The organism is Metabacillus niabensis (assembly GCF_020524345.1).
Classification (GTDB): domain Bacteria; phylum Bacillota; class Bacilli; order Bacillales; family Bacillaceae; genus Metabacillus; species Metabacillus niabensis_B.
Genome location: NZ_JAIVLH010000009.1, coordinates 112,154 through 134,612, shown reverse-complemented (window position 1 = coordinate 134,612; position 22,459 = coordinate 112,154). Strand labels below are relative to the sequence as shown.

The following is a 22,459-nucleotide window of genomic DNA, read 5'->3' as shown; positions in this document are numbered from 1 at the left end:
CCTCTTAACTTAAAACCATTCAAACATTGTAACTGTTCTCTCTATTTCAGGAAAAGAATCAATAAATTGTAACACACGCTGCAATTCTTTCTCTGTTTGCACTTTAGAAGTGCTAACAGCTACTATTCCAAATTTTGTATGTTGCCATGTATCCTGATAGTCTATTTCAGAAATAGAGACATTGTACTTTTGTTTGATTCTTGTTAGAACTCGTTGTAAAACGGCTCTTTTATCTTTTAATGACTGTGAGTCATAAATCAAATATTCACAATCAACATATCCAATCATTTACGTTCAATTTCTTCCATAACATATGCTTCAATAACGTCGCCTTCTTTGACATCATTGTAATTTTTAATTGTAATACCACACTCATAGTTTCTTGCTACTTCTTTGACATCATCCTTGAAGCGTTTAAGTGTATCTATTTCTCCTTCAAAAATAACAATACCGTCACGGATTAAGCGCACTCCGCTGTCTCGGGTGATTTTCCCTTCTGTTACATAACAGCCTGCAATTGTCCCGATTTTGGAAACTTTGAAAGTTGTACGTACTTCTACTTGACCAATGATTTTTTCTTCAAATTCAGGATCAAGCATCCCTTTCATTGCAGACTCAATTTCTTCTATTACTTTGTAAATGATACGGTGAAGTCGAATATCCACTTCTTCAACGTCAGCAGTTTTCTTAGCACCTGCATCTGGTCGTACATTAAAGCCAATTACAATGGCATTGGATGCTGCTGCCAAAATAATATCTGATTCAGTGATAGCACCAACACCAGTGTGAATGATTTTAACTCGAACACCTTCAACATCAATCTTTTGTAAAGCGGCCGCTAGAGCCTCAACAGAACCTTGAACATCAGCTTTAACAATTAAATTAATATCTTTAATTTCGCCTTGCTTAATTTGCTCAAATAAGTCGTCAAGACTAAGTTTTGATCCTTCACTTCGTTGTTCATCAAGTTTCTTCTGTGCTCTTGCCTCTCCTACTTGACGTGCTGATTTTTCATCTTCAAATACCATAAACTGATCTCCAGCTAATGGAACATCATTTAAACCAGTAATTTCAACTGGAGTAGAAGGTGCCGCTTCTTTTACACGGCGACCAAGATCATTCACCATCGCACGAACACGACCAAATGTGTTACCAACAACGATAGGGTCACCTACTTTTAGTGTACCATTTTGAACAAGAAGTGTAGCAACTGAACCTCTGCCTTTGTCCAGTTGTGCTTCGATAACTGTTCCAGTAGCACGACGGTTAGGGTTTGCTTTTAATTCTTCAACTTCTGTAACTAATAAAATCATTTCCAGAAGATCATCGATACCATCACCAGTTAATGCAGATACAGGTACAAAGATAGTATCTCCACCCCAAGCTTCTGGTACTAGTCCATGTTCTGTTAATTCCTGCATAACACGATCAGGATTTGCAGTTGGTTTATCAACTTTATTCACTGCGACAATGATTGGTACTTCAGCTGCTTTTGCATGGTTTATTGCTTCAATTGTTTGAGGCATAACACCATCATCAGCTGCTACAACTAAAATCGTAATATCTGTTACTTGAGCCCCACGAGCACGCATAGTAGTGAAAGCTGCGTGACCCGGTGTATCTAAAAAGGTGATTTTTTGATCGTTTGCAACAATTTGGTATGCACCAATATGTTGTGTAATACCACCGGCTTCGCCTTCTGTTACTTTTGTATTTCTTATAGAATCAAGAAGAGTTGTTTTACCATGGTCAACGTGTCCCATGATTGTAACAACTGCTGGACGGATTTCAAGATCCTCCACACGATCTTCTTCTTCATATTTTTCAAATTCTGTTTTTTCAAACACAATTTCTTCTTCAACTTCTACACCGTATTCACCAGCAATTAATTCAATTGAATCTTTATCAAGCTCCTGGTTAATCGTAGCCATGGTGCCTAATAAAAGAAGTTTTTTAATAATCTCTGAAGGCTCTTTTCCAAGTTCACCAGCTAGCTCACCAACAGATAAGCTACCTGAAAACGTAATTTTCTCCGGCAATTCTTTCTTTGGTTTAGGCTGCTGAAAACTTTGATTACCTTTATTTTTTTTATTATTCTTTTTCCCTTTTTGATTAGAAGGCTTGTTCACAGGCTGATTTGCTTTTTTGTTTTGATTATTTTGAGTTTGTTTTTTGTTATTTGAAGGCTTTTGTGCACTATTTGTATTGTTTGTTTTATTTGTATTATCCACTTGTTTCCCCGGTTTCTTTGTTGATTCATTTTTTGTGCTTTCATTGTTCGTTGCTTTATATTTTTGATCAAGCTTAGTAATAACATCATTTTCAATTGTTGACATATGATTATTTACTTCTACGTTCATTCCTTTCAACGTAGTAATAATGTCTTTGCTAGATACATTCGTTTGTTTCGCGTATTCATATACTCTCATTTTTGACATACGTTCACCCCCAAGAATATTAATCGAGCAAGGTTTTTAACTTTGCAGCAAAGCCTGCATCATTTATCGCTACAACGACTCTCGCTTCTTTCCCGATTGCTTGCCCTAACAGGTAGCGATCTTCAACCATTTTAAAGGGGACCTGATAAAACTTACATTTATCTGTTACCTTTTTCATTGTATTAGCGGATGCATCTTGTGAAAGAAGAACTAGCTTAGCTTTTTGTTGTCTAATCTCTTTAACAACAAGTTCCTCTCCCGAAATAACTTTTCGTGCTCGATTTGCTAAGCCCAATAAGGACGTCCATTGTTGCTGCTGTTTCATTTATTTAATGCTTCTCCTTCTCAGCCAATTGGATCAACTCTTCATAAATTGATTCATCTACATTAGCTTTAAGATGATTGGCAAGAATATTTTTCTTTTTCGCAAGCAGGATGCTCTCTTTGTCAAGAGTGATGTAAGCACCTCGTCCGTTCTTTTTACCGGATAAGTCGACAGTGACATCGCCTTCCTTTGACCGGACAATGCGGACCAGCTCTTTCTTACTTCTCATTTCTCCTGTTGCTACACATTTACGCAAAGGAATTTTGCGATTGTTCATGTGATTTCACCTCTTATTCACTAAGCTCAGGTTCTTGAACACTTGTCAAAAGCGGTTCATCATCATCAACATCCAAGATTGATTCGTTTGCTTGAACTGGATAAATCCCTGCTTTTTCTGCATCAGATTCACTCTTAATGTCGATTTTCCATCCAGTCAATTTTGCAGCTAAGCGAGCATTTTGGCCTCGCTTTCCAATTGCTAATGATAGTTGATAGTCAGGTACAATGACTGTAGTTGCTTTTTCTCCTTCATCAACTAGCACCTCAACTACTTTTGATGGACTAAGTGCATTGGCAACGAACTCTACAGGATCCTGAGACCATTTAACAATATCAATTTTTTCACCTTTAAGCTCATTTACAATCGCTTGTACACGTTGGCCTTTTGGGCCGACACAGGAGCCGACAGGATCAACTTCAGGATTTTCAGAATGAACAGAAATTTTTGATCGGTCACCAGCTTCACGGGATACGGATTTGATCTCAACTGTACCATCATATATTTCAGGAACCTCAATTTCGAACAATCTTTTAAGTAAGCCCGGATGTGTTCGTGAAACGAAGATCTGTGGCCCTTTTGTTGTTTTTTCAACTTTTGTAATAAATACTTTAATCCGGTCATGTGGTCGATATGTTTCGTTAGGCATTTGTTCACTCACAGGTAAAAGTGCCTCAATTTTCCCTAAACTTACATAAATAAACTTATTATCAATACGTTGAACAATACCTGTCATGATATCTTCTTCACGATCGATAAACTCACCATAAATAACTCCACGTTCAGCTTCCCTTACACGTTGAGTCACGACCTGTTTAGCAGTTTGAGCTGCTATGCGGCCAAAGTCTTTAGGAGTTACTTCCATTTCAATAACATCATTCACCACATAGTTTGGGTTAATACTTTGTGCTTCACCAAGAGAAATTTCTAAACGAGGATCATAAACCTCATCAACAACATCTTTTCTGGCAAACACTTTCATAGTTCCTGTCTCACGATTTAAATCAACACGGACATTTTGAGCTTGATTGAAATTACGCTTATATGCAGAAATTAGTGCCGCCTCAATTGCCTCAATAATAATCTCTTTGCTAATGCCTTTTTCCTTTTCTAAAATTGTTAAGGCATCTAATAATTCACTACTCATTTTAATGGCTTCCCCCTTAAAAAATAAGCTTCATGTTAAACTACTTTTGTCTCTTCCTTCATAAAATTTTGAGGAGACTTTTGTAAGGTTATAAATAGCCAAGGTCATTCCTTGTCTATTTTCAAAAGGTGACAGCAAGACGAGCTTTAGCCACTTTATTATAAGGGATTTCAACTTGTTTCTTTCTAGTTTTAATCGTTACAGTGACTGTAAGCGTTTGACCATCGAAATCAGTTAAGACACCTTCAAAAACCTTTTCTCCATTGATAGGCTCATATGTTTTGATGTGGACTTGTTTTCCGATTGCTCTTTTAATATCAGACTCTTTTTTTAATGGTCTCTCTGCACCTGGTGAAGAAACCTCTAAAAAGTAGTTATGCTGAATCGGATCTAATTCATCAAGCTTTTCACTTAATCGCTCGCTTACAATTCCACATTCTTCAATATCAATACCTGTTTCAGAATCAATGAATAATCGAAGAAACCAATTAGAACCTTCTTTTACAAATTCAATATCAACTAATTCAAGGTTCATGTCCTCTAATATAGGTGAGACTAATTGTTCAACGATTTCTGTTACTTTTTTGCTCATTCTCTTCCTCCTTGTAAGAAAAGCGCTTTGCCAAGTTTATAATTTTTACTACGAGGCGGGACTTCATGTGCGCTACTTTACATTTGAACAATAGCAGATAACACCTTTAGCTGCTGAAAAACCCTGCCTTGTGAGCAGGGAATGGTATGTAGTATACTATCCGAATGACGAGGGCTATTACAATACGAAAGAGTGGGTGATTACCCCACTCTTTTCCTCTGCTTATCGCTAGCATTTCCATTAAAAGCATAACATAACCATCTTTTTTATGCAAATTATTTAGAAAAGCGAAGCAACGTATGAATAATCTAAAACCCATATTAGAATAGCGATAATTGATTTTGATCTGGTAATTCATCTAAGCAACCATGGTTATTAAGATACTCAATGATGGTTTTTGACACTTTTCCACGTTGCTGTAAATCCTCTTTAGAGAGAAATTCACCGTCTCCTCTAGCTTTTACAATGTTTATCGCAGCGTTTGTTCCAAGTCCGGGAATTGAATTAAATGGTGGGATTAAACTGTTACCATCAATAATAAACTCATCTGCACTTGAACGGTAGAGATCAACCTTTTGAAATGAGAACCCTCTCTCACACATTTCCAACGCTAACTCAAGCACCGTTAGAAGGTTTTTCTCTTTTGGTGAAGCTTCTAATCCTTTAAGATTAATTTCTTCAATTTTTGCACGGATTGGTGTTGGACCTTTTACCATTGTATCGATATCAAAGTCATCAGCACGTACTGTAAAGTAAGCTGCATAATATAAAAGTGGTAAATGAACCTTAAAATAAGCTATACGAACTGCCATTAATACATAAGCAGCAGCATGAGCTTTAGGGAACATATATTTAATCTTTAAGCAAGAGTTAATATACCATGAAGGGACTTCATTTTTTTTCATTTCCTCTTCCATTTCTTCTGTCAGACCTTTACCTTTACGAACAGATTCCATAATTTTAAAAGCAAATGATGGTTCAAGACCTTGATAAATTAAATACACCATAATGTCATCACGACAACCAATTACTTCACTTAGTGTACAAGTCTTGTTATGAATAAGTTCTTGCGCATTTCCAAGCCATACATCCGTTCCATGTGACAGACCTGAAATTTGCACTAATTCAGAAAATGTTGTCGGCTTTGTATCTTCTAACATTTGGCGGACGAATCTAGTTCCGAATTCCGGTATTCCAAGCGTTCCGGTTTTACACATAATTTGTTCCTCAGTTACACCAAGAGATTCCGTCCCACTAAAGATTTTCATAACTTCAGGGTCATCAGTTGGAATGGTCTTAGGGTCAATACCACTTAAATCTTGAAGCATACGAATGACGGTAGGATCATCGTGTCCAAGGATATCAAGTTTTAACAAGTTATCATGGATGGAGTGAAAGTCAAAATGAGTTGTTCTCCATTCTGATCCTGTTGCGTCAGCGGGATACTGAATTGGTGAAAAATCAAATATATCCATATAATCAGGTACTACGATAATTCCACCGGGGTGTTGGCCTGTTGTTCTTTTTACACCGGTACAGCCTTGAACTAGGCGATCTACTTCAGCACCACGAAAGATAAGATTACGATCATTCGCATACCCTTTTACATAACCATAAGCCGTTTTTTCTGCAACAGTCCCTATCGTACCTGCACGGAAGACATTATCCTCCCCAAAGAGAACTTTTGTATAGTTATGAGCAGTTGGTTGATATTCACCTGAGAAGTTCAAATCAATATCGGGAACCTTGTCTCCTTTAAATCCAAGGAAAGTTTCGAACGGTATATCATGTCCATCTTTTGTATATTGAGCTCCGCATTTCGGACATTCTTTGTTTGGTAAATCGAATCCGGAACCAACTGATCCATCATTAAAAAATTCAGAATGCTGACAATCTGGACAAACATAATGAGGCGGCAATGGGTTAACCTCAGTAATTTCTGTCATTGTTGCCACAAAGGACGAACCGACAGAACCACGGGAACCTACTAGGTATCCATCATCAAGAGATTTTTTTACCAACTTATGAGAAATTAAATAAATAACCGCAAAACCGTGTCCGATAATACTTTTTAATTCTTTCTCTAAACGGGCCTCTACCAGTTCTGGTAGATTTTCACCATATATACTTCTTGCCATCGAGTAACTCATTTCACGGATTTCTTCATCAGCACCCTCAATTTTCGGAGTATACAGGTCATCCTTTATTGGTTTTACTTCTTCAATCATATCAGCAATTTTATTTGTATTTTCTATGACAATTTGTTTCGCTTTTTCACTACCTAAAAATGAAAAGCATTCAAGCATTTCATCTGTTGTGCGGAAGTGAACATCCGGCAGCTCATGGCGGTTCAATGGATTGGCTCCACCTTGAGAACTCACCAATATTTTTCGGTAGACTTTATCAACTGGATTTAGATAATGTACATTTCCAGTTGCAACAACAGGTTTTTCAAGTTTTTCTCCAAGTTTAACAATGTTTGTGACAATCTCTTGCAGAGATGCCTCGTCTTTAATGTAGTCAAGTGCAATAAGATGCTTATACACATCCAAAGGGTGTACTTCCAAATAATCGTAATATGACGCTATTTCTTCAACTTCCTCTGGAGATTTTTGCATCATCCCTTCAAAAACCTCACCCTTATCACATGCCGATCCAATAATTAGACCTTCGCGATACTTATTTAATTGAGAGCGAGGTACACGAGGTACACGATAGAAATAATTAAGGTGTGAAATTGATACTATTTTAAATAGATTTTTTAACCCAGTTTCATTTTGAGCTAGGACTGTCGCATGATAAGGACGAGAACGTTGGTACGCATTGCCTTTACCCATATTATCATTAAATTGATTATGGAACTCAATCCCCTTTTCAGCAGCATCTTTTAACATTTTTATTAATAAGTAGCCAGTTGCTTCAGCATCATATATGGCACGGTGATGTTGAGTAAGCTCGATATCAAATCTCTTACAAAGAGTGTTAAGACGATGATTTTTCAGCTCCGGATATAAAAAACGACCAAGCTCTAAAGTATCTATAACAGGGTTTTTAGCTTTTTCTTCACCAAGAAGCTTTTTGTAACCTACATTTAGAAACCCCATATCAAAGCTGGCATTATGAGCAACTAAAATGTCCTGGCCAATCCATTCTTTAAACTTCCGTAAAACGATATCAACATTCGGAGCATCTCTAACCATATCGTCTGTAATACCGGTTAGTTCTATCGTTGTGGCCGAAAGAGGATGATGTGGATTAGCAAACGATTCAAATCGATCAACAATTTCTCCATTACGTACTTTAACTGCAGCAAGCTCAATTATCGTATCATAAACAGCAGAAAGCCCGGTTGTTTCAACATCAAATACGACAAATGTTTCATCTGGCAAGTAGCGGTTATCATCGTTATATGCAATAGGAACACCGTCATCAACTAAATTGATTTCGACACCGTATAAAATTTTTATTCCATTCTTTTTTCCTGCTGAATAAGCTTCCGGGAATGATTGTGCAACAGCATGGTCTGTTAATGCAATTGCAGTATGCCCCCATTTTTTCGCTTGCTCAACATGCTTGCTAATAGATGTGACAGCATCCATCTGACTCATAGGTGAATGCAAATGCAACTCTACTCTTTTTTCACCTTCAGGAGTACGGTCTTGTCTTTCTTGTGGAGAAATCTCATTAATATCATTTGCGATCATCACTAGATCACGGACAAATGTATCATTTTGAATACTTCCACGTACTTTCAGCCACATGCCTTTTTTTACTGCTTGTACCAATACGGCATCTTCTTTATCTCTTGCAAACATTTTAACTAATATTGAGCTTGTGTAGTCGGTGATTTTGAACGTTAATAATGTTCTTCCACTTCGAAGCTCTTTTGTCTCAGCATCAAATACATAACCTTGAATCGCAATTCTCCGCTCTTCGTCCTCAATCGATGCCATTGTTCTTATCTCTTCATCGTCTTTAATTGTATATCCAATCGTCAGTGGGCCTGTTAACTCAGGCTGACTTGACTCTTCCTTTTCAGCGTTTTCCATATCAGTTAAAGCTTGAAGCCCTCTTGCCTTATCCTCTTGAAGCTTTTGCTCCTGAAATTGCTTAATTTCCTCTTCAGTTACGGCCACAGTCGTATCTAATTGAAATCCCGGGAAACCGAACTGTTGAAAGCTATCCTGAATTAATGAAGCATATTTACGCTTTATTGTCATGGCTTCTGTATCGGTTTTCGTTTTCACAATGACTTTTACTCCTTGAAGAGTGGGCTTCTGTTCATTAAGTAGTGCCAACATTGGCGGTGAAATCCCATCCATTTCCTGAATACAAATTGACCAATAATCTTGTACTAACTTTTCATCAAAAGTAGTGTCTCTTGCTTCAAAGCTAAATGAAACATCTGCTATATGTGAAAAAGCTTTTGATAATTTTGTATGAAATAAATGGAATACATTGAAGGGCAATATCTTTTCAAACTGAAAATGGAAATGCCATTTCTTTGATTGTTTATGAACAGTTAAACGAGCAATTGAACCGTTTCTAAAATGGACAACTGCAGCATCCTCTGTAAGATTTATTTGCTGAAGCAAAAGTTGAAATCGATCAACTTGGTTTGCTTGCATATCCATTTTTGTTCCCCCTCTCAAATAAGAGATTGTTCTTTCACAATTGAAGAGGCTGCCTCATTTTAGACAATTCCTAAAAGGAAATAGTCCTGTTAATCGAGTCAGCCTCTTCTTGTCATTTTATTATTTTAACATGGTTTACACTTAGGAGTAAGCTTTTTTAGTTTCCAAGTAGTTCGGTTATTTTATCTGTAAGATCATTTATTGATACTTCAAATGATTCACCCGATTTACGAAGTTTCACTTCAACAATGCCTTCATCAGCTTTTTTCCCCACTGTAATACGCACTGGTATTCCGATAAGATCTGAATCTGCGAATTTTACTCCTGCACGTTCTTGACGATCGTCTAGAAGCACTTCATATCCGTTCCGAGAGAAATTCGCGTATAATTTTTCCCCCAGATCCCTTTGTGTATCATTCTTTACGTTTACTGGGATGATGTGTAATTGGAATGGAGTTACTGAATTTGGCCACAGAATTCCATTTTCATCATTGTTTTGTTCAATAATTGCCGCTAAAGTTCTTGATACTCCAATTCCATAGCATCCCATAATCATGGGTTGAGAACGGCCATTTTCATCTAAAAATGTCGCATTCATAGCATTACTATATCGTGTTCCTAATTTAAATACGTGACCAACTTCAATACCCTTTGCAAATTTAATCGTTCCTTCACCGTCAGGAGAAGCATCTCCTTCCTGGATAAAACGAAGATCAACAAATTGAGACACTTTTGCATCACGTTCAATATTTACACCTGTATAATGGAATGGTTCTTCATTTGCTCCGCATACACCATTAACAATACTAGCAACTGCGTGATCTGCAATTACTTCCAGTTGTTCTGATACATTGATCGGACCAACAAAACCCGGAGTACAATGTAACACTTCTTTTATTTCTTCTGCAGTTGCCAATTCAACTACAGAAGCTCCATATACATTTTTCACCTTAATATCATTTACTTCATGATCACCACGTACAAGCACAAGGACAAATTTTTCGTCAACTTTGAATAAAACAGACTTAATGCATTTTTGGTTTGAAACTTGTAAAAAACCAGAAACCTCTTCAATTGTCTTTTGGTTTGGTGTTTCAATTTTCTTTAGTTCTGCAAATGCTTCACTGCTTTTCTCGTATGTTGTGATAACAGGTGCCATCTCAATGTTCGCAGCATACTGAGATGTATCAGAATAGGCAATTGTATCTTCACCAATATCTGATAAAACCATAAATTCATGTGTGTCCGTTCCACCCATTGCACCTGAATCAGCAATAACTGCTCTAAAATCTAATCCACAACGTGAGAAGATATTCTGATAGGCAGTAAACATTTTTTGATAACCTTCATCCAAACTCTCATTTGTCGCATGGAATGTATATGCATCTTTCATAATAAATTCACGTCCTCGTAATACTCCGAAACGCGGCCGCTTTTCATCACGAAATTTTGTTTGAATTTGATATAAACCTAAAGGAAGTCGTTTATATGATTTTACTTCATCTCTAACAAGGCTTGTTATCATTTCTTCATGAGTAGCCCCAAGTGCAAATTCTCTATTATGACGATCTTTTAATCTCATTAATTCTGGTCCGTAGGAATACCAACGTCCAGATTCTTGCCATAATTCACTTTGTTGTAGAGCAGGCATTAATAATTCCGAAGCCCCTGCATTGTCCATTTCTTCACGTACAATTTGTTCGATTTTTTTCAGAACCTTGTGCGCTAAAGGTAAGTAGCTATACACACCACTCGTGTTTTGTCTAATAAATCCTGCCCGCAGCATAAGCTGATGGCTTTTCACTTCAGCATCAGCCGGAACTTCTCTAAGAGTAGGAATAAACGTCATACTTTGTTTCATTACGAGCACCTCTATTTTAAATTAACTTTTGTTTATAGAAATAAGCGTTGGATATCATTCCACGTCACAACTAACATTAACAGCATTAATAATGAGAAACCAATAAAATGAACGATACCTTCTTTTTGCCGATCGATAGGCTTTCCTCTTAATGCTTCAATAAATAAAAATAATAAACGTCCACCATCTAAGGCAGGAATAGGTAATAAATTAACAATACCTAAATTAATACTCAACAGAGCAGCCCATCTTAAGAGGTTCGTAGTACCTGACTCAGCAACTTGATCTGTCATGTCATAAATACCGACAGGTCCTGATAGCATATCGATTGAAAATTGACCTGTTACAAGCTTCCCAAAACTAATTAATATTTCTTTTGTCCAAGTAAATGTTTCAACAAATCCATATTTGAGGGAGCTTCCAAAAGATTTATCAACAGGATTATATGCACCAATGCGACCAATCACATTCTCGCCTACTTTTGCTGCTTCGGGGATCACTTCATAGCTTAACATTTCACCATTACGTTCAACTTCAAAGGTTAATTCCTTGTCAGGACTTTCCTGAATAATTGAAACGACACTTTCCCAAGTAGAAGTTGCTTCTCCTTCAATTGAATGAATGACATCCCCTTCTTTTAGTCCAGCTTTATTCGCGGAACCATCTGATGTTAACTCACCTAATCTGGCTTCATTAACCGGTGCCCCTTGGATAAATCCAAGAGAAAACAAAATAACGAATGCCAGGAGGAAGTTCATAAAGGGACCAGCAAAAATTGCTGCAATCCTTTGACCAACCGTCTTGGATTGGAACTGCCGGTTAAAAGGAGCAATTTGTGTTTGTTGTCCATCCACAATGAAATAAGAAGTTTCACTTACTTCAAACCTTTTTAAAAATTCGTCTTCCCCATGCTCATAACCCGAAATGAACATGCTATGCTCCAAATCTACATTTTCAACTTCAATGATTCTTGCATTTGGATATTTTTCTTTATTATTTAATATGATTTTTTCAACTTTTTCTTCTTTATTAAAAAGTAAGCCCACATTATGACCCGGCTTTACTTCAATAACCTCGGGATCTTCTCCAGCCATTCGAACAAAACCGCCAATTGGCAGTAGACGAATCGTATAAACTGTCTCATTCTTCTTGAAGGATAATATTTTAGGACCAAAGCCTATTGCGAATTCCCGACAAAGGATGCCCGCTCGATTTGCAAGTATTAAATGGCCGAGCTCATGAAAGAAAACCAGAGCACCGAAAATAAGAACAAACGCTATCACTGTATTCATTTTGTATGACCACCTTTATGAGATTAATGTTTGTACAAAATTTCGAGTTTGTTGATCAACTGCCTGAATTTCCTCCAACCCAGGATGTGCGATGTTCTCATGCTTATCCATTGCTCTTTCGATAAATTCCTCAATTTGAAGAAACTTAATTTTCCCATTTAAAAATGCTGCTACAGCTTCTTCATTTGCTGCATTTAGAACCGTTGGCATTGTTCCACCTATTTTACCTGAATCATAGGCAAATTGTAAGCATTTATACCTGTTAAAGTCTGCTTTTTCAAAGTGTAATTTCCCAACTTCCCATAATTCCAGCCTCTTCGTATTTTTTACTTGTAATCGATTAGGGAAAGTTAAAGCATATTGAATTGGAACTCTCATATCAGGTGTTCCTAATTGTGCAATAATACTGTGATCTTGAAATTCGACTAAGGAATGAATGATACTTTCTTTATGTAATAAGACATCTATTTTTTCATAAGGGATGTCAAAAAGCCAATGAGCTTCTATAACCTCTAAACCCTTATTCATCATTGTTGCAGAATCAATTGTAATCTTCGCACCCATTGACCAGTTAGGATGATTAAGTGCTTGCTCTACTGTTACATCGGTCAGTTCTTCTCTTGTTTTATCACGAAAACTTCCTCCTGAAGCAGTAACAATAAGCCTTTCGATATTTTTTGGGTTTTCACCTTGTAGGCATTGAAAAATGGCTGAATGCTCACTGTCTACTGGTAGAAGATCAACACCATACTTTCTAGCATGTTCTGTTACAATATGACCTGCTGTTACGAGAGTTTCCTTGTTTGCTAAGGCAATTGTAATTTTGTGTTCGATTGCCTTTAATGTAGGAACCAAACCAACACTACCGACAACAGCATTAACCAAACAATCTACTCCATCAAAAATAGCTGCTTCGATAAGTGCGTTCTGCCCATAACCGATCCTTATCTCTTCATTTGGTATTTCTAATTTTAATTTTTCGTATGTTTCTTTATCCTTAACAGCTACAAAACTCGGCTGAAATTGACGAATAATGTTAATTCCTGATGAGATATTGCTTCCAAAAGACATGGAAACCAATTTAAATTGATCTGGGTGTGCTTTGATGACATTCAATGTTTGAATACCTATTGATCCTGTAGCACCCAAAAGACTAATTTTTTTCACGAAGTCACTTCCAATCAAAATGAAATACGTTTGCTTGGACTTATAAACTAAATAGGATACTTAAAAAATGCATTAAAGGTAAAACAAATAATAAACTGTCAAAACGATCAAGAATTCCTCCGTGTCCAGGGAGGATAGTTCCTGAATCCTTTACTTGATAATGTCGCTTAAATGCAGATTCAACAAGATCCCCTATTTGTCCAAAAATTGAGAGGAAAACGGTCATAATTATAACAATTACATAATTATCAAACACGTTTGTAAAATACTGATAGATACAAGCAAAAATAGCCGCAAACACCACGCCACCTAGTGCACCCTCTATTGTTTTATTTGGACTGATTTCAGGCCAAAGTTTATTTTTCCCCAATGATCGTCCAACAAAATATGCACCTGAATCTGTTACCCATATTAAGATTAATGCATAAAATACAAGGTTTAACTCAATATTTCTTGTTTCTATAAAAAAATAAAACCCAATTCCCAAATAAAATACAGCGATTACTACAAATCCTACATCATCAAAAGTGAATTTATTTTTCGTCAGAACTGTATATGTCAAAAGCAACAGAAGTCCGAGCAATGCAAATTCTGCTTTTGAGAAAATTAAATCATTTATTAATGATATATAAGAATTTGGTATTAATAGAACCCATAATATTAATAAACTAATGAACCCGGGAAAACTGGCCAGCGATATTTTTTTCATTCGTAATAATTCATATAATCCGATTGACGCAAGTAAATAAACAAATATCGTAAACGGCAGTTTCCCGTAAATTACAAATGGAAGAAATAAAGCAGCAGCAATAACAGCTGTTAAAATTCGTTGTTTCATTTTTTTACTTCATCACCTTTATACGCCACCAAATCTGCGGCCTCTATGTTGATATGTGTGAATGGCTTGTAATAAACATTGCTCATTAAAATCAGGCCAAAGTACATCAGTAAACCAAAATTCTGTATAAGCAAGCTGCCATAGCATAAAATTACTTAATCTTATTTCCCCGCTTGTTCTAATTAACAAATCAGGGTCAGGTAGTGTTTGTGTCATTAAATAATTCGAAAAAATACTTTCATCAATTTCCTCTTTTTTTAAGTTTCCGGATTCTACCTGTTTAATAATGTCCTGTACTGCAGCAATGATTTCCGTACGGCTGCCATAGTTTAATGCAAAATTCAAAATAAGCCCATTATTATCTTTCGTTTCCTCAATTGCTTTATCCACAGCCTTTAATGTGTGCATTGGAAGTTTATTCTTATTCCCCATTACACGAACCTGAACATTTTCTTCAATTAATTCAGGTAAAAATGTAGTCAGAAATTCTTCCGGTAACTTCATTAGATAATCTACTTCAACCTTCGGCCGTTTCCAGTTTTCAGTTGAAAAAGCATACAATGTTAGAGCATTAACCCCCAGAGCATTAGCCTGCTTTGTAACTCTTCTTACAACCTTCATACCCTCATGATGGCCGGCAATTCTTGGAAGTGCGCGTTTTTTCGCCCATCTCCCATTTCCATCCATTATGATCGCAATATGGTTGGGTATTTCCCCCTTTAATAGTTCCTCTTGATTTATTATTTGTTCGTTGGATAGATCAGGAGATCCTCTCCATTTTTTAAGTATGTTGAGCATGTGATTCCTCCATCACCCAATAATTCCTGTTTCTCATTTTACTTTGATGACGTTAACAGTATTAACAAAAAAACCCCCTGTAAACATTAGAGGGTCTTTTCATACCTATTGTACATATTTTTTGTCGATTAGGAAACTGAAAATTTCCATATGCGAATGGAATTTAAGAATTCAATTCACGAATGAATTAAACTTCCATAATTTCTTTTTCTTTATCTTTAGCAACTTGGTCAATTTTAACGATGTATTCATCTGTTAATTTTTGTACATTTTCAGTATTGCTGCGTAATTCATCTTCTGTGATCTCACCATTTTTTTCGAGCTTTTTCAACTCATCATTTCCATCACGTCTAATATTTCGAATAGCAACTTTTGCTTCTTCACCATATTTTTTAACCAATTTAACAAGATCTTTTCTTCTTTCTTCTGTTAACGCAGGAATTGATAAGCGAATTAAAGAACCATCGTTAGCAGGTGTTAACCCTAAATCTGATTTTAAAATTGCTTTTTCAATATCACCAAGAACAGTTTTGTCATATGGTTGAATGACTAATAGGCGTGCTTCCGGGACACTAATAGAAGCAAGTTGATTAACAGGTGTTGGTGCACCGTAGTAGTCAACAGAAATTTTATCAAGAAGATTTGCACTTGCACGCCCAGCCCTTACAGACGCTAATTCACGACTTAAAGAACCAACAGCTTTTTCCATTTTTTCTTTCGTGTTTGCTAATACTTGTTTAGCCATGATTATTTCCCCCTAACAATTGTTCCGATATTTTCACCAGTTACGGCACGTTTAATATTTCCTTCTTCCATAATAGAGAAAACAATTAACGGTATATCATTGTCCATACATAGAGATGATGCAGTCGAATCCATAACTGCTAAACCTTCTTTAAGAACATCCAAGTATGATAGTGTCTCATATTTTACTGCATCTTTATCAACACGAGGATCTGCACTGTATACACCATCAACATTGTTTTTGGCCATTAGAATGACATCTGCCTCAATTTCCGCAGCACGTAGAGCAGCCGTTGTATCAGTTGAGAAATAAGGGTTTCCTGTTCCAGCTGCAAAAATCACAACTCGTTTTTTCTCGAGGTGACGAATTGCTTTTCTTCTTATGTATGGTTCTGCAACCTGCCTCATTTCAATCGATGTTTGTACCCGTGTCTGAATTCCTTGTGTTTCAAGGCTATCTTGTAAAGCCAAGGAATTCATCACAGTCGCAAGCATTCCCATATAATCAGCAGTTGCACGATCCATTCCCATTTCACTGCCGATCTTTCCACGCCAGATGTTCCCACCGCCTACAACAACTGCAACTTCCACATCTAATTCTGCAATTTCTTTCACTTGTTTTGCAATTGATTGTATAACAGAAGGATTTATTCCAAAACCATTGTCACCTGCAAGGGCTTCACCACTTAATTTAAGTACAATACGTTGATACTTAGGTTTACTCATGATTACCTCCAACTCTCTATCCGCTCTTAATTTACATGTCCTACATTTATCTTATGTTCATCTCGAAAAGAAGGGAACACTGGCTGTGTTCCCTTTTTCCATTATAAGAAAATCTTCTCTAATTTAAACACAAAATTATTTCAATGTGTTTACTATTATTTTTTCACTTGGCTCATTACTTCTTCAGCGAAGTTATCTTGACGTTTCTCGATTCCTTCACCAACTTCATAACGGATGAAAGTTTTTACAGTTGCCCCTTTAGACTCAACAAATTGTTTTACTTTTTGATCAGGATTTTTAACGAAGCTTTGATCTAATAAGCAAATTTCTTCGAAATACTTACCTAGGCGTCCTTCAACCATTTTAGCAACGATGTTTTCCGGTTTACCTTCGTTCAATGCCTGCTCAGTTAAAACTTTGCGCTCATGCTCAGCTTCTTCAGCAGAAACTTGGTCACGTGAAATATATTTTGGGTTAACTGCAGCAGCATGCATCGCAACATCTTTAGCAGCCTCTTCATCAGTTGTACCTTCTAATAATGTTAATACGCCAATACGTCCACCCATGTGAAGGTAAGCACCAAAAGCATCATTATCAGTTTTCGATAATACTGAAAAACGACGAAGAGTGATTTTTTCACCAATTTTTGCAATTGCTGAGTTAATGTAATCTGCTACTGTAGTACCATTACTCATTGTTTCAACTAAAGCAGCTTCAACATCTGCAGGTTTCTTTTCTAATAAGAAATCAGCTAATCCGTTAATCAATTCTTTGAAACCTTCATTTTTTGCAACGAAGTCAGTTTCAGAGTTTACTTCAAGGATAACAGCTTCATTTCCGTTTACTTTCACTAAAGTAGAACCTTCTGCAGCAATACGGTCAGCTTTTTTAGCTGCTTTCGCAATACCCTTTTCACGAAGGTAATCAATTGCTTGATCCATATCTCCGTTTGTTTCAGTTAACGCTTTTTTACAATCCATCATTCCAGCGCCAGTTTTTTCACGTAATTCTTTAACCATTTGAGCAGTTACTGCCATAACGGTATTCCTCCTTAAGGTCATATAGGTTTAGGTTACACTAAATCATTCAATAAAAATAGAATGTTCTCATCATTATGTTAGGTTACACCTTATGTTGTGATACATAACATATTGGATTATTCACTTAGTATGTAGCTTGCTTTAAAAAAAGGTGATAAAAGGTCAAATCCCCTTATCACCTTTTGCACATTAAGCAGGTGTTACTGTTTCTTCACCTTGTTTAGATTCTAAAATTGCATCTGCAATTTTTGCAGTAAGAAGTTTTACAGCACGAATTGCATCATCATTTGCAGGAATTACATAATCAATTTCATCCGGATCACAGTTTGTATCAACGATACCAACAATCGGAATGTTTAATTTACGAGCTTCTGCAACAGCGATGCGCTCTTTACGAGGATCGATAATGAATAATGCATCTGGTAATTGCTTCATGTCTTTAATTCCGCCTAGGAATTTTTCAAGACGCTCAAGCTCTTTGTTAAGTTGTACTACTTCTTTTTTAGGAAGTACTTCGAAAGTACCGTCTTCCTGCATTCTTTGAATATCTTTTAAACGTTTAATACGTTTTTGGATTGTTTCAAAGTTAGTTAATGTACCACCTAACCAACGTTGGTTTACAAAGTACATTCCAGAACGTTCTGCTTCTTCTTTCACAGAATCTTGCGCTTGTTTTTTCGTACCTACGAAAAGAATTGTACCACCTTCAGCTCCAAGTTCTTTAACGAATTTGTAAGCTTCTTCAACCTTTTTAACAGTTTTTTGAAGGTCGATGATGTAAATTCCGTTACGCTCTGTAAAGATGTAACGTTTCATTTTTGGGTTCCAACGGCGAGTTTGGTGACCGAAGTGAACACCAGCTTCTAGCAATTGCTTCATAGAAATTACTGACATGTGTTTGTTCCTCCTAAATGGTTTTGATCTCCTCCGCTTATATCATCTTTAAGCATAACTGTTCTTTTTAAGCATATGATGTAAAAATAACAGCACCAATACTTAAATCTATAAGCGTGTGTAATAACACCAAAAATTAATATACCATATTGAAATATGACAATCAAGAGTAAAGTGAAGAAACTTTACAGGTTCATCATAATTTTGTCATATAATATAGAGAATAGTCTATAATTGGCGGAATTTCAGAAGTAGTGCAACTTCTGTCTTTCCTTTATTTAACCTTTTAGCTATCTGTTCAACAGTATATCCTTGTTTATAAAGATTTATTGTCTCAATCTCAAATGGAGGCTTATTTTTATTGGTTGTTTGTGTAATTTCAACAATGTCTTCCATGTCGTCTATCCCTGACAAATGTCCAGGCAATTCTTTTGAGTTTACATCTATCTCCGTTTTGTTGGGAACATTAGGTTTCTGTTCCGTTTCTGAATGGGAATCATGGTTTAACTCAATCGCTTCTTTTTTCATTAGGTCTGGTACTCTTTCATTTGAAGATCGTAACAAAGTTTTAATAAATTTTTCGTTTTCATCCTTCATATCAATTAAAAAACTTGTCATTGAATTTTCTGTTTCTTCAAGAATTTGACGTTGTGTATCTGAAAGATTCTTCATATTTGAATACTTCATATAAAGGACGATAATAAAATAAAAAGCTACTACATGGAGTAGTAAACTTAATAATAGTAAAATAGTCGTTGGCATAGGCATCCTCTCTTAACCAAAAAAGTCAATTTTTTTCCCTTTATAAGGATGGTCAGGATTCTCCTCTTTTTTTTGCTCTTTTTTCTTTTTCTTATTTTGCTCGTGATGTTGCTGTGACTGATCTTTCTTCAAAGATAATTTATCACTTTCATTATTTTGTGAAACCTGAGTTCTTTTTAAGTCTACTTCCTTTTGAATAGAATGTGCAAGTTGATCTTGAATTTGCTGATTTCTTTGGTTCAAAAGATCTTGTATCTTACCAGCATCATGTGTTCGTGGTAGAGCAAGTTGCATTTCAATATTTTTGAGGCTTATATTAGTCACACCCTTTTGATTAGTAAGATATCTTGTTAGACTAATCTATGGTGATTTGTATTTATCATTTATTCTTAGTGGATTACATTTTCTAATATTTTTCGTAACTTGAATAATGCTTTTGAATGAATTTGAGAAATTCTGGATGTTGATAAATTCATAACTTGTCCAATTTCAGTTAATGTTAATTCCTCTTTGTAAAAGAAGCTGATAACCAGCTGTTCTTTCTCACTTAGTTGTGTGATCACTTCAGATAATTGTGCAATTAACTCGTCGTATACCATCTTTTCTTCCGGCGTTTTTTGATTATCATCTTTGACTGTGAAACCAATACTTTCACCATCTTCTTGATCAAACAATTGATCGTCAATCGAAAGAACATTCGCAAAGAAGCCCTCATTCATTACACCAACAACTTCTGACTCAGTTATGCCCAGCTCTGCTGCAATTTCCTTTGAAGTTATATTCCGAAGATGCTTTTGCTCCAATTTATCAATCACAGCTTCTACACGTTTCGCTTTTTCTCTTGAGCTCCTTGGTAACCAGTCTTCTTTTCTTAATCCATCAATTATTGCTCCACGTACTCTGAATGAAGCATATGTGTCAAATTTCAAATCCCTATTCGGGTCAAATTTTTCTAAGGCATCATATAATCCGAAAAGTCCTAAACTCATTAAGTCATCTTTAGTCACATTTTTTGGGAGTCCTACAGATATTCTTTGAACATGATAAGATACAAGGGGCATATATTTTTTGATGAGTGCATTACCAGCATGTGCATCACGTACATCAATCCATTTTTGCCATATTACATGTTCGTCGGTTTGTGTCAATTGTGTCATTTTTATCCCCCTGATCAACAACATAAATATCATGAAAAGATCTTCATCTATCTAATCTTTGTTATTTAGCCCCGTAACTTAATTGTTCCAGGATTACAACCTATATTTTTTTTGTCCCTTGATTGACAGTCCGAATCATTAATTCAGATGTTTTGGGATCAAATTCAATCGTTCTGCCGCTATTTCCACCCACATCTTCATTAAGAATCGGGATGTTATAAGTCTGGAGAATTCTCCTTACTGCTTCTACGTTTCTAGGTCCTATTCGCATCATGTCATTGGATGATTGAAATTGAAACATTTGAGCACCTCCAGCCACTTTTGCATGGAGAAGTCTCATTTTCGCTCCTGAACCTACTAATTTATTAATTAATAACGGAATTGCACTATCTGCATATTTAGCATGATTAATAGTTGTTTGATTTGCAAGTGATGAGTCAGGTAACATAATATGTGCCAAACCTGCTATTTCATTGATTTTATCAAAAAGGATTAGTCCTACACATGAACCTAAACCTGAAGTCCTAATCCGATTTGGAGATTTCACAATATTAAGGTCAGCAATACCTACTTTAACAATTTCAGCCAGTTCATTTTTCATGATTAATACCAAGTGCATCAAATAACTTTTTGAAAGAATTCGGATCAGGTAATAAAAAGAAATGCCCTTTAACTGAATCTATATCAAGCTGATCTTCTTCTTTAATCGCAGTATCAATAATGATTGCGTAATCACTTACATGCGATAATTCAACTAAACCATGAGTAATCACTGCACCAAACATATCAATTGTTAAAGCCGGGACAGAAGGATATATCATTAAATCTGTTAAATCTGATAACGAAGATAAATAGGATCCAGTTAAAATATTCCCAAGCTCCTGAAAAGCAGATAATCCCAACTCACTATATGGTGTTTTTTTCAATGAGAAATCTTCATCAGCTATTAACTTTTTAATAAACCGCTCTGCTTGTTCAATACTAAGAACAAAAAATAGTGAACCCGGGATATCGCCTTCCATTCTTAAAAACACACTTGCAACAACCACTTCTGGTCCTCCAACCAATTCCATAAGCTCATTAAAAGAAATTACCTTAACATCAGGTACTGTCATATCAATCTTTTTGTCTAGTAGCATAGATAGAGAGGTGGCAGAATGTCCGGCACCTATATTCCCCACCTCTTTTAATATATCTAAATGAGTTGGCGTAATTGATTTTGTATAATCCATGTCTTTCTAAATACCCTGAAGTGCTAGTTCTTGATCTGTTTTTAATACTTCATCAAGATCAATCATCACAATTAAACGCTTTTCTAATTTAGCAACACCTTGAATATATTCAACCTCTACAGAGCCAACAACTTCAGGTGCTGGTTCGATAATATCCTTATGAATATCAATAACATCATTTGCTGCATCCACAATAAAACCAACTTCAATGTCTTCTTTAGAAACAATGATCATTCTTGTGCTTTCAGTATCCTCAAGTTCTTTAAGACCAAATCGTTTTCGGAGATCGATAATTGGTGTAACAACACCACGCAAGTTAATTACTCCCTTTATAAATGGAGCTGTCCTTGGAACTCTTGTAATATGCTCAACTTTCTCAATTGAACGTACTTGTTGTACAGGAATTCCATACTCTTCGTCCTGCAGTTGAAAAACAATGACTTTAAGGTCTCCAACTATATGTTCACTCATTGTAAATACCCCTTTCTAGACATACCCTATCTATTTACTTCTCTTTAAGTCAACCTTCATTGAG

The 22,459-nt window shown here is 36.0% G+C and carries 22 protein-coding genes; all 22 read right to left on the bottom strand.

Annotated features, from left to right (window positions below):
* Positions 1–9 precede the first annotated feature (9 nt).
* Complete coding sequence (locus LC095_RS11585) at positions 10–288, bottom strand: DUF503 domain-containing protein (RefSeq protein WP_226528321.1); 279 nt, start codon at positions 286–288, stop codon at positions 10–12.
* Positions 285–2,438 (bottom strand): translation initiation factor IF-2, encoded by a 2,154-nt coding sequence (gene infB, locus LC095_RS11580; RefSeq protein ID WP_226528320.1) that lies wholly within the window; start codon positions 2,436–2,438, stop codon positions 285–287. The genes LC095_RS11585 and infB overlap by 4 nt, the downstream gene beginning before the upstream one ends.
* Before the next feature lie 19 nt (positions 2,439–2,457).
* Entirely contained in the window at positions 2,458–2,763 is a 306-nt protein-coding gene (locus tag LC095_RS11575; protein WP_216773193.1) for a YlxQ family RNA-binding protein, read from the bottom strand.
* Between the two features lie 4 nt (positions 2,764–2,767).
* Positions 2,768–3,040 carry an RNase P modulator RnpM gene (gene rnpM / locus LC095_RS11570; RefSeq protein WP_226528319.1) on the bottom strand — a complete coding sequence of 91 codons (273 nt, stop codon included), beginning with the start codon at positions 3,038–3,040 and terminating at the stop codon, positions 2,768–2,770.
* Positions 3,041–3,053: 13 nt separating this feature from the next.
* Entirely contained in the window at positions 3,054–4,187 is a 1,134-nt protein-coding gene (nusA, locus tag LC095_RS11565) for a transcription termination factor NusA (RefSeq protein WP_226528318.1), read from the bottom strand.
* Positions 4,188–4,308: 121 nt separating this feature from the next.
* A complete protein-coding gene (gene rimP, locus LC095_RS11560; protein WP_226528317.1) occupies positions 4,309–4,779 on the bottom strand; it encodes a ribosome maturation factor RimP in 471 nt (156 codons plus the stop codon).
* Positions 4,780–5,099: 320 nt separating this feature from the next.
* Entirely contained in the window at positions 5,100–9,413 is a 4,314-nt protein-coding gene (locus LC095_RS11555; RefSeq protein WP_413467480.1) for a PolC-type DNA polymerase III, read from the bottom strand.
* Positions 9,414–9,570: 157 nt separating this feature from the next.
* Positions 9,571–11,274: a proline--tRNA ligase gene (locus LC095_RS11550; protein ID WP_226528316.1), complete on the bottom strand. Its 1,704-nt coding sequence runs from the start codon at positions 11,272–11,274 to the stop codon at positions 9,571–9,573.
* Positions 11,275–11,306: 32 nt separating this feature from the next.
* Positions 11,307–12,566, bottom strand: a complete 1,260-nt coding sequence (gene rseP, locus LC095_RS11545; protein WP_226528315.1) for an RIP metalloprotease RseP — start codon at positions 12,564–12,566, stop codon at positions 11,307–11,309.
* Positions 12,567–12,581: 15 nt separating this feature from the next.
* A complete protein-coding gene (gene dxr / locus LC095_RS11540; protein WP_226528314.1) occupies positions 12,582–13,733 on the bottom strand; it encodes a 1-deoxy-D-xylulose-5-phosphate reductoisomerase in 1,152 nt (383 codons plus the stop codon).
* A gap of 40 nt (positions 13,734–13,773) precedes the next feature.
* A complete protein-coding gene (locus LC095_RS11535; protein WP_226528313.1) occupies positions 13,774–14,571 on the bottom strand; it encodes a phosphatidate cytidylyltransferase in 798 nt (265 codons plus the stop codon).
* A gap of 18 nt (positions 14,572–14,589) precedes the next feature.
* Positions 14,590–15,369: an isoprenyl transferase gene (locus LC095_RS11530; protein ID WP_226528312.1), complete on the bottom strand. Its 780-nt coding sequence runs from the start codon at positions 15,367–15,369 to the stop codon at positions 14,590–14,592.
* A 187-nt stretch (positions 15,370–15,556) separates the two neighbouring features.
* On the bottom strand, positions 15,557–16,114 hold the full coding sequence (gene frr / locus LC095_RS11525; protein WP_226528311.1) for a ribosome recycling factor: 558 nt from the start codon (positions 16,112–16,114) through the stop codon (positions 15,557–15,559).
* A 2-nt stretch (positions 16,115–16,116) separates the two neighbouring features.
* The gene (pyrH, locus tag LC095_RS11520) at positions 16,117–16,839 is read right to left on the bottom strand and encodes a UMP kinase (RefSeq protein WP_078434323.1); all 723 of its coding nucleotides are present in this window, start codon (positions 16,837–16,839) and stop codon (positions 16,117–16,119) included.
* A gap of 155 nt (positions 16,840–16,994) precedes the next feature.
* Positions 16,995–17,876 carry a translation elongation factor Ts gene (gene tsf / locus LC095_RS11515; RefSeq protein ID WP_226528310.1) on the bottom strand — a complete coding sequence of 294 codons (882 nt, stop codon included), beginning with the start codon at positions 17,874–17,876 and terminating at the stop codon, positions 16,995–16,997.
* 192 nt (positions 17,877–18,068) lie between these two features.
* Positions 18,069–18,773, bottom strand: coding sequence for a 30S ribosomal protein S2 (gene rpsB / locus LC095_RS11510; protein ID WP_026559324.1), 705 nt, complete (start codon positions 18,771–18,773; stop codon positions 18,069–18,071).
* A gap of 228 nt (positions 18,774–19,001) precedes the next feature.
* Positions 19,002–19,535, bottom strand: coding sequence for a hypothetical protein (locus tag LC095_RS11505; RefSeq protein ID WP_226528309.1), 534 nt, complete (start codon positions 19,533–19,535; stop codon positions 19,002–19,004).
* Between the two features lie 12 nt (positions 19,536–19,547).
* Positions 19,548–19,829, bottom strand: coding sequence for a hypothetical protein (locus LC095_RS11500; RefSeq protein WP_226528308.1), 282 nt, complete (start codon positions 19,827–19,829; stop codon positions 19,548–19,550).
* 95 nt (positions 19,830–19,924) lie between these two features.
* On the bottom strand, positions 19,925–20,692 hold the full coding sequence (locus LC095_RS11495) for a FliA/WhiG family RNA polymerase sigma factor (protein ID WP_226528307.1): 768 nt from the start codon (positions 20,690–20,692) through the stop codon (positions 19,925–19,927).
* A gap of 100 nt (positions 20,693–20,792) precedes the next feature.
* The gene (locus tag LC095_RS11490; protein ID WP_226528306.1) at positions 20,793–21,293 is read right to left on the bottom strand and encodes a chemotaxis protein CheD; all 501 of its coding nucleotides are present in this window, start codon (positions 21,291–21,293) and stop codon (positions 20,793–20,795) included.
* Positions 21,283–21,924, bottom strand: coding sequence for a chemotaxis protein CheC (locus LC095_RS11485; RefSeq protein WP_226528305.1), 642 nt, complete (start codon positions 21,922–21,924; stop codon positions 21,283–21,285). Before LC095_RS11485 ends, LC095_RS11490 begins: the two co-directional genes overlap by 11 nt.
* A gap of 6 nt (positions 21,925–21,930) precedes the next feature.
* Entirely contained in the window at positions 21,931–22,395 is a 465-nt protein-coding gene (locus LC095_RS11480) for a chemotaxis protein CheW (protein ID WP_226528304.1), read from the bottom strand.
* Positions 22,396–22,459 lie beyond the last annotated feature (64 nt).

Bases quoted from the DNA above. Each gene is read 5' to 3' on its own strand.
- LC095_RS11585 (WP_226528321.1), bottom strand. From the start codon at position 288: ATGATTGGATATGTTGATTGTGAATATTTGATTTATGACTCACAGTCA.
- infB (WP_226528320.1), bottom strand. From the start codon at position 2,438: ATGTCAAAAATGAGAGTATATGAATACGCGAAACAAACGAATGTATCT.
- LC095_RS11575 (WP_216773193.1), bottom strand. From the start codon at position 2,763: ATGAAACAGCAGCAACAATGGACGTCCTTATTGGGCTTAGCAAATCGA.
- rnpM (WP_226528319.1), bottom strand. From the start codon at position 3,040: ATGAACAATCGCAAAATTCCTTTGCGTAAATGTGTAGCAACAGGAGAA.
- nusA (WP_226528318.1), bottom strand. From the start codon at position 4,187: ATGAGTAGTGAATTATTAGATGCCTTAACAATTTTAGAAAAGGAAAAA.
- rimP (WP_226528317.1), bottom strand. From the start codon at position 4,779: ATGAGCAAAAAAGTAACAGAAATCGTTGAACAATTAGTCTCACCTATA.
- LC095_RS11555 (WP_413467480.1), bottom strand. From the start codon at position 9,413: ATGGATATGCAAGCAAACCAAGTTGATCGATTTCAACTTTTGCTTCAG.
- LC095_RS11550 (WP_226528316.1), bottom strand. From the start codon at position 11,274: ATGAAACAAAGTATGACGTTTATTCCTACTCTTAGAGAAGTTCCGGCT.
- rseP (WP_226528315.1), bottom strand. From the start codon at position 12,566: ATGAATACAGTGATAGCGTTTGTTCTTATTTTCGGTGCTCTGGTTTTC.
- LC095_RS11535 (WP_226528313.1), bottom strand. From the start codon at position 14,571: ATGAAACAACGAATTTTAACAGCTGTTATTGCTGCTGCTTTATTTCTT.
- LC095_RS11530 (WP_226528312.1), bottom strand. From the start codon at position 15,369: ATGCTCAACATACTTAAAAAATGGAGAGGATCTCCTGATCTATCCAAC.
- frr (WP_226528311.1), bottom strand. From the start codon at position 16,114: ATGGCTAAACAAGTATTAGCAAACACGAAAGAAAAAATGGAAAAAGCT.
- pyrH (WP_078434323.1), bottom strand. From the start codon at position 16,839: ATGAGTAAACCTAAGTATCAACGTATTGTACTTAAATTAAGTGGTGAA.
- tsf (WP_226528310.1), bottom strand. From the start codon at position 17,876: ATGGCAGTAACTGCTCAAATGGTTAAAGAATTACGTGAAAAAACTGGC.
- rpsB (WP_026559324.1), bottom strand. From the start codon at position 18,773: ATGTCAGTAATTTCTATGAAGCAATTGCTAGAAGCTGGTGTTCACTTC.
- LC095_RS11505 (WP_226528309.1), bottom strand. From the start codon at position 19,535: ATGCCAACGACTATTTTACTATTATTAAGTTTACTACTCCATGTAGTA.
- LC095_RS11500 (WP_226528308.1), bottom strand. From the start codon at position 19,829: ATGCAACTTGCTCTACCACGAACACATGATGCTGGTAAGATACAAGAT.
- LC095_RS11495 (WP_226528307.1), bottom strand. From the start codon at position 20,692: ATGACACAATTGACACAAACCGACGAACATGTAATATGGCAAAAATGG.
- LC095_RS11490 (WP_226528306.1), bottom strand. From the start codon at position 21,293: ATGAAAAATGAACTGGCTGAAATTGTTAAAGTAGGTATTGCTGACCTT.
- LC095_RS11485 (WP_226528305.1), bottom strand. From the start codon at position 21,924: ATGGATTATACAAAATCAATTACGCCAACTCATTTAGATATATTAAAA.
- LC095_RS11480 (WP_226528304.1), bottom strand. From the start codon at position 22,395: ATGAGTGAACATATAGTTGGAGACCTTAAAGTCATTGTTTTTCAACTG.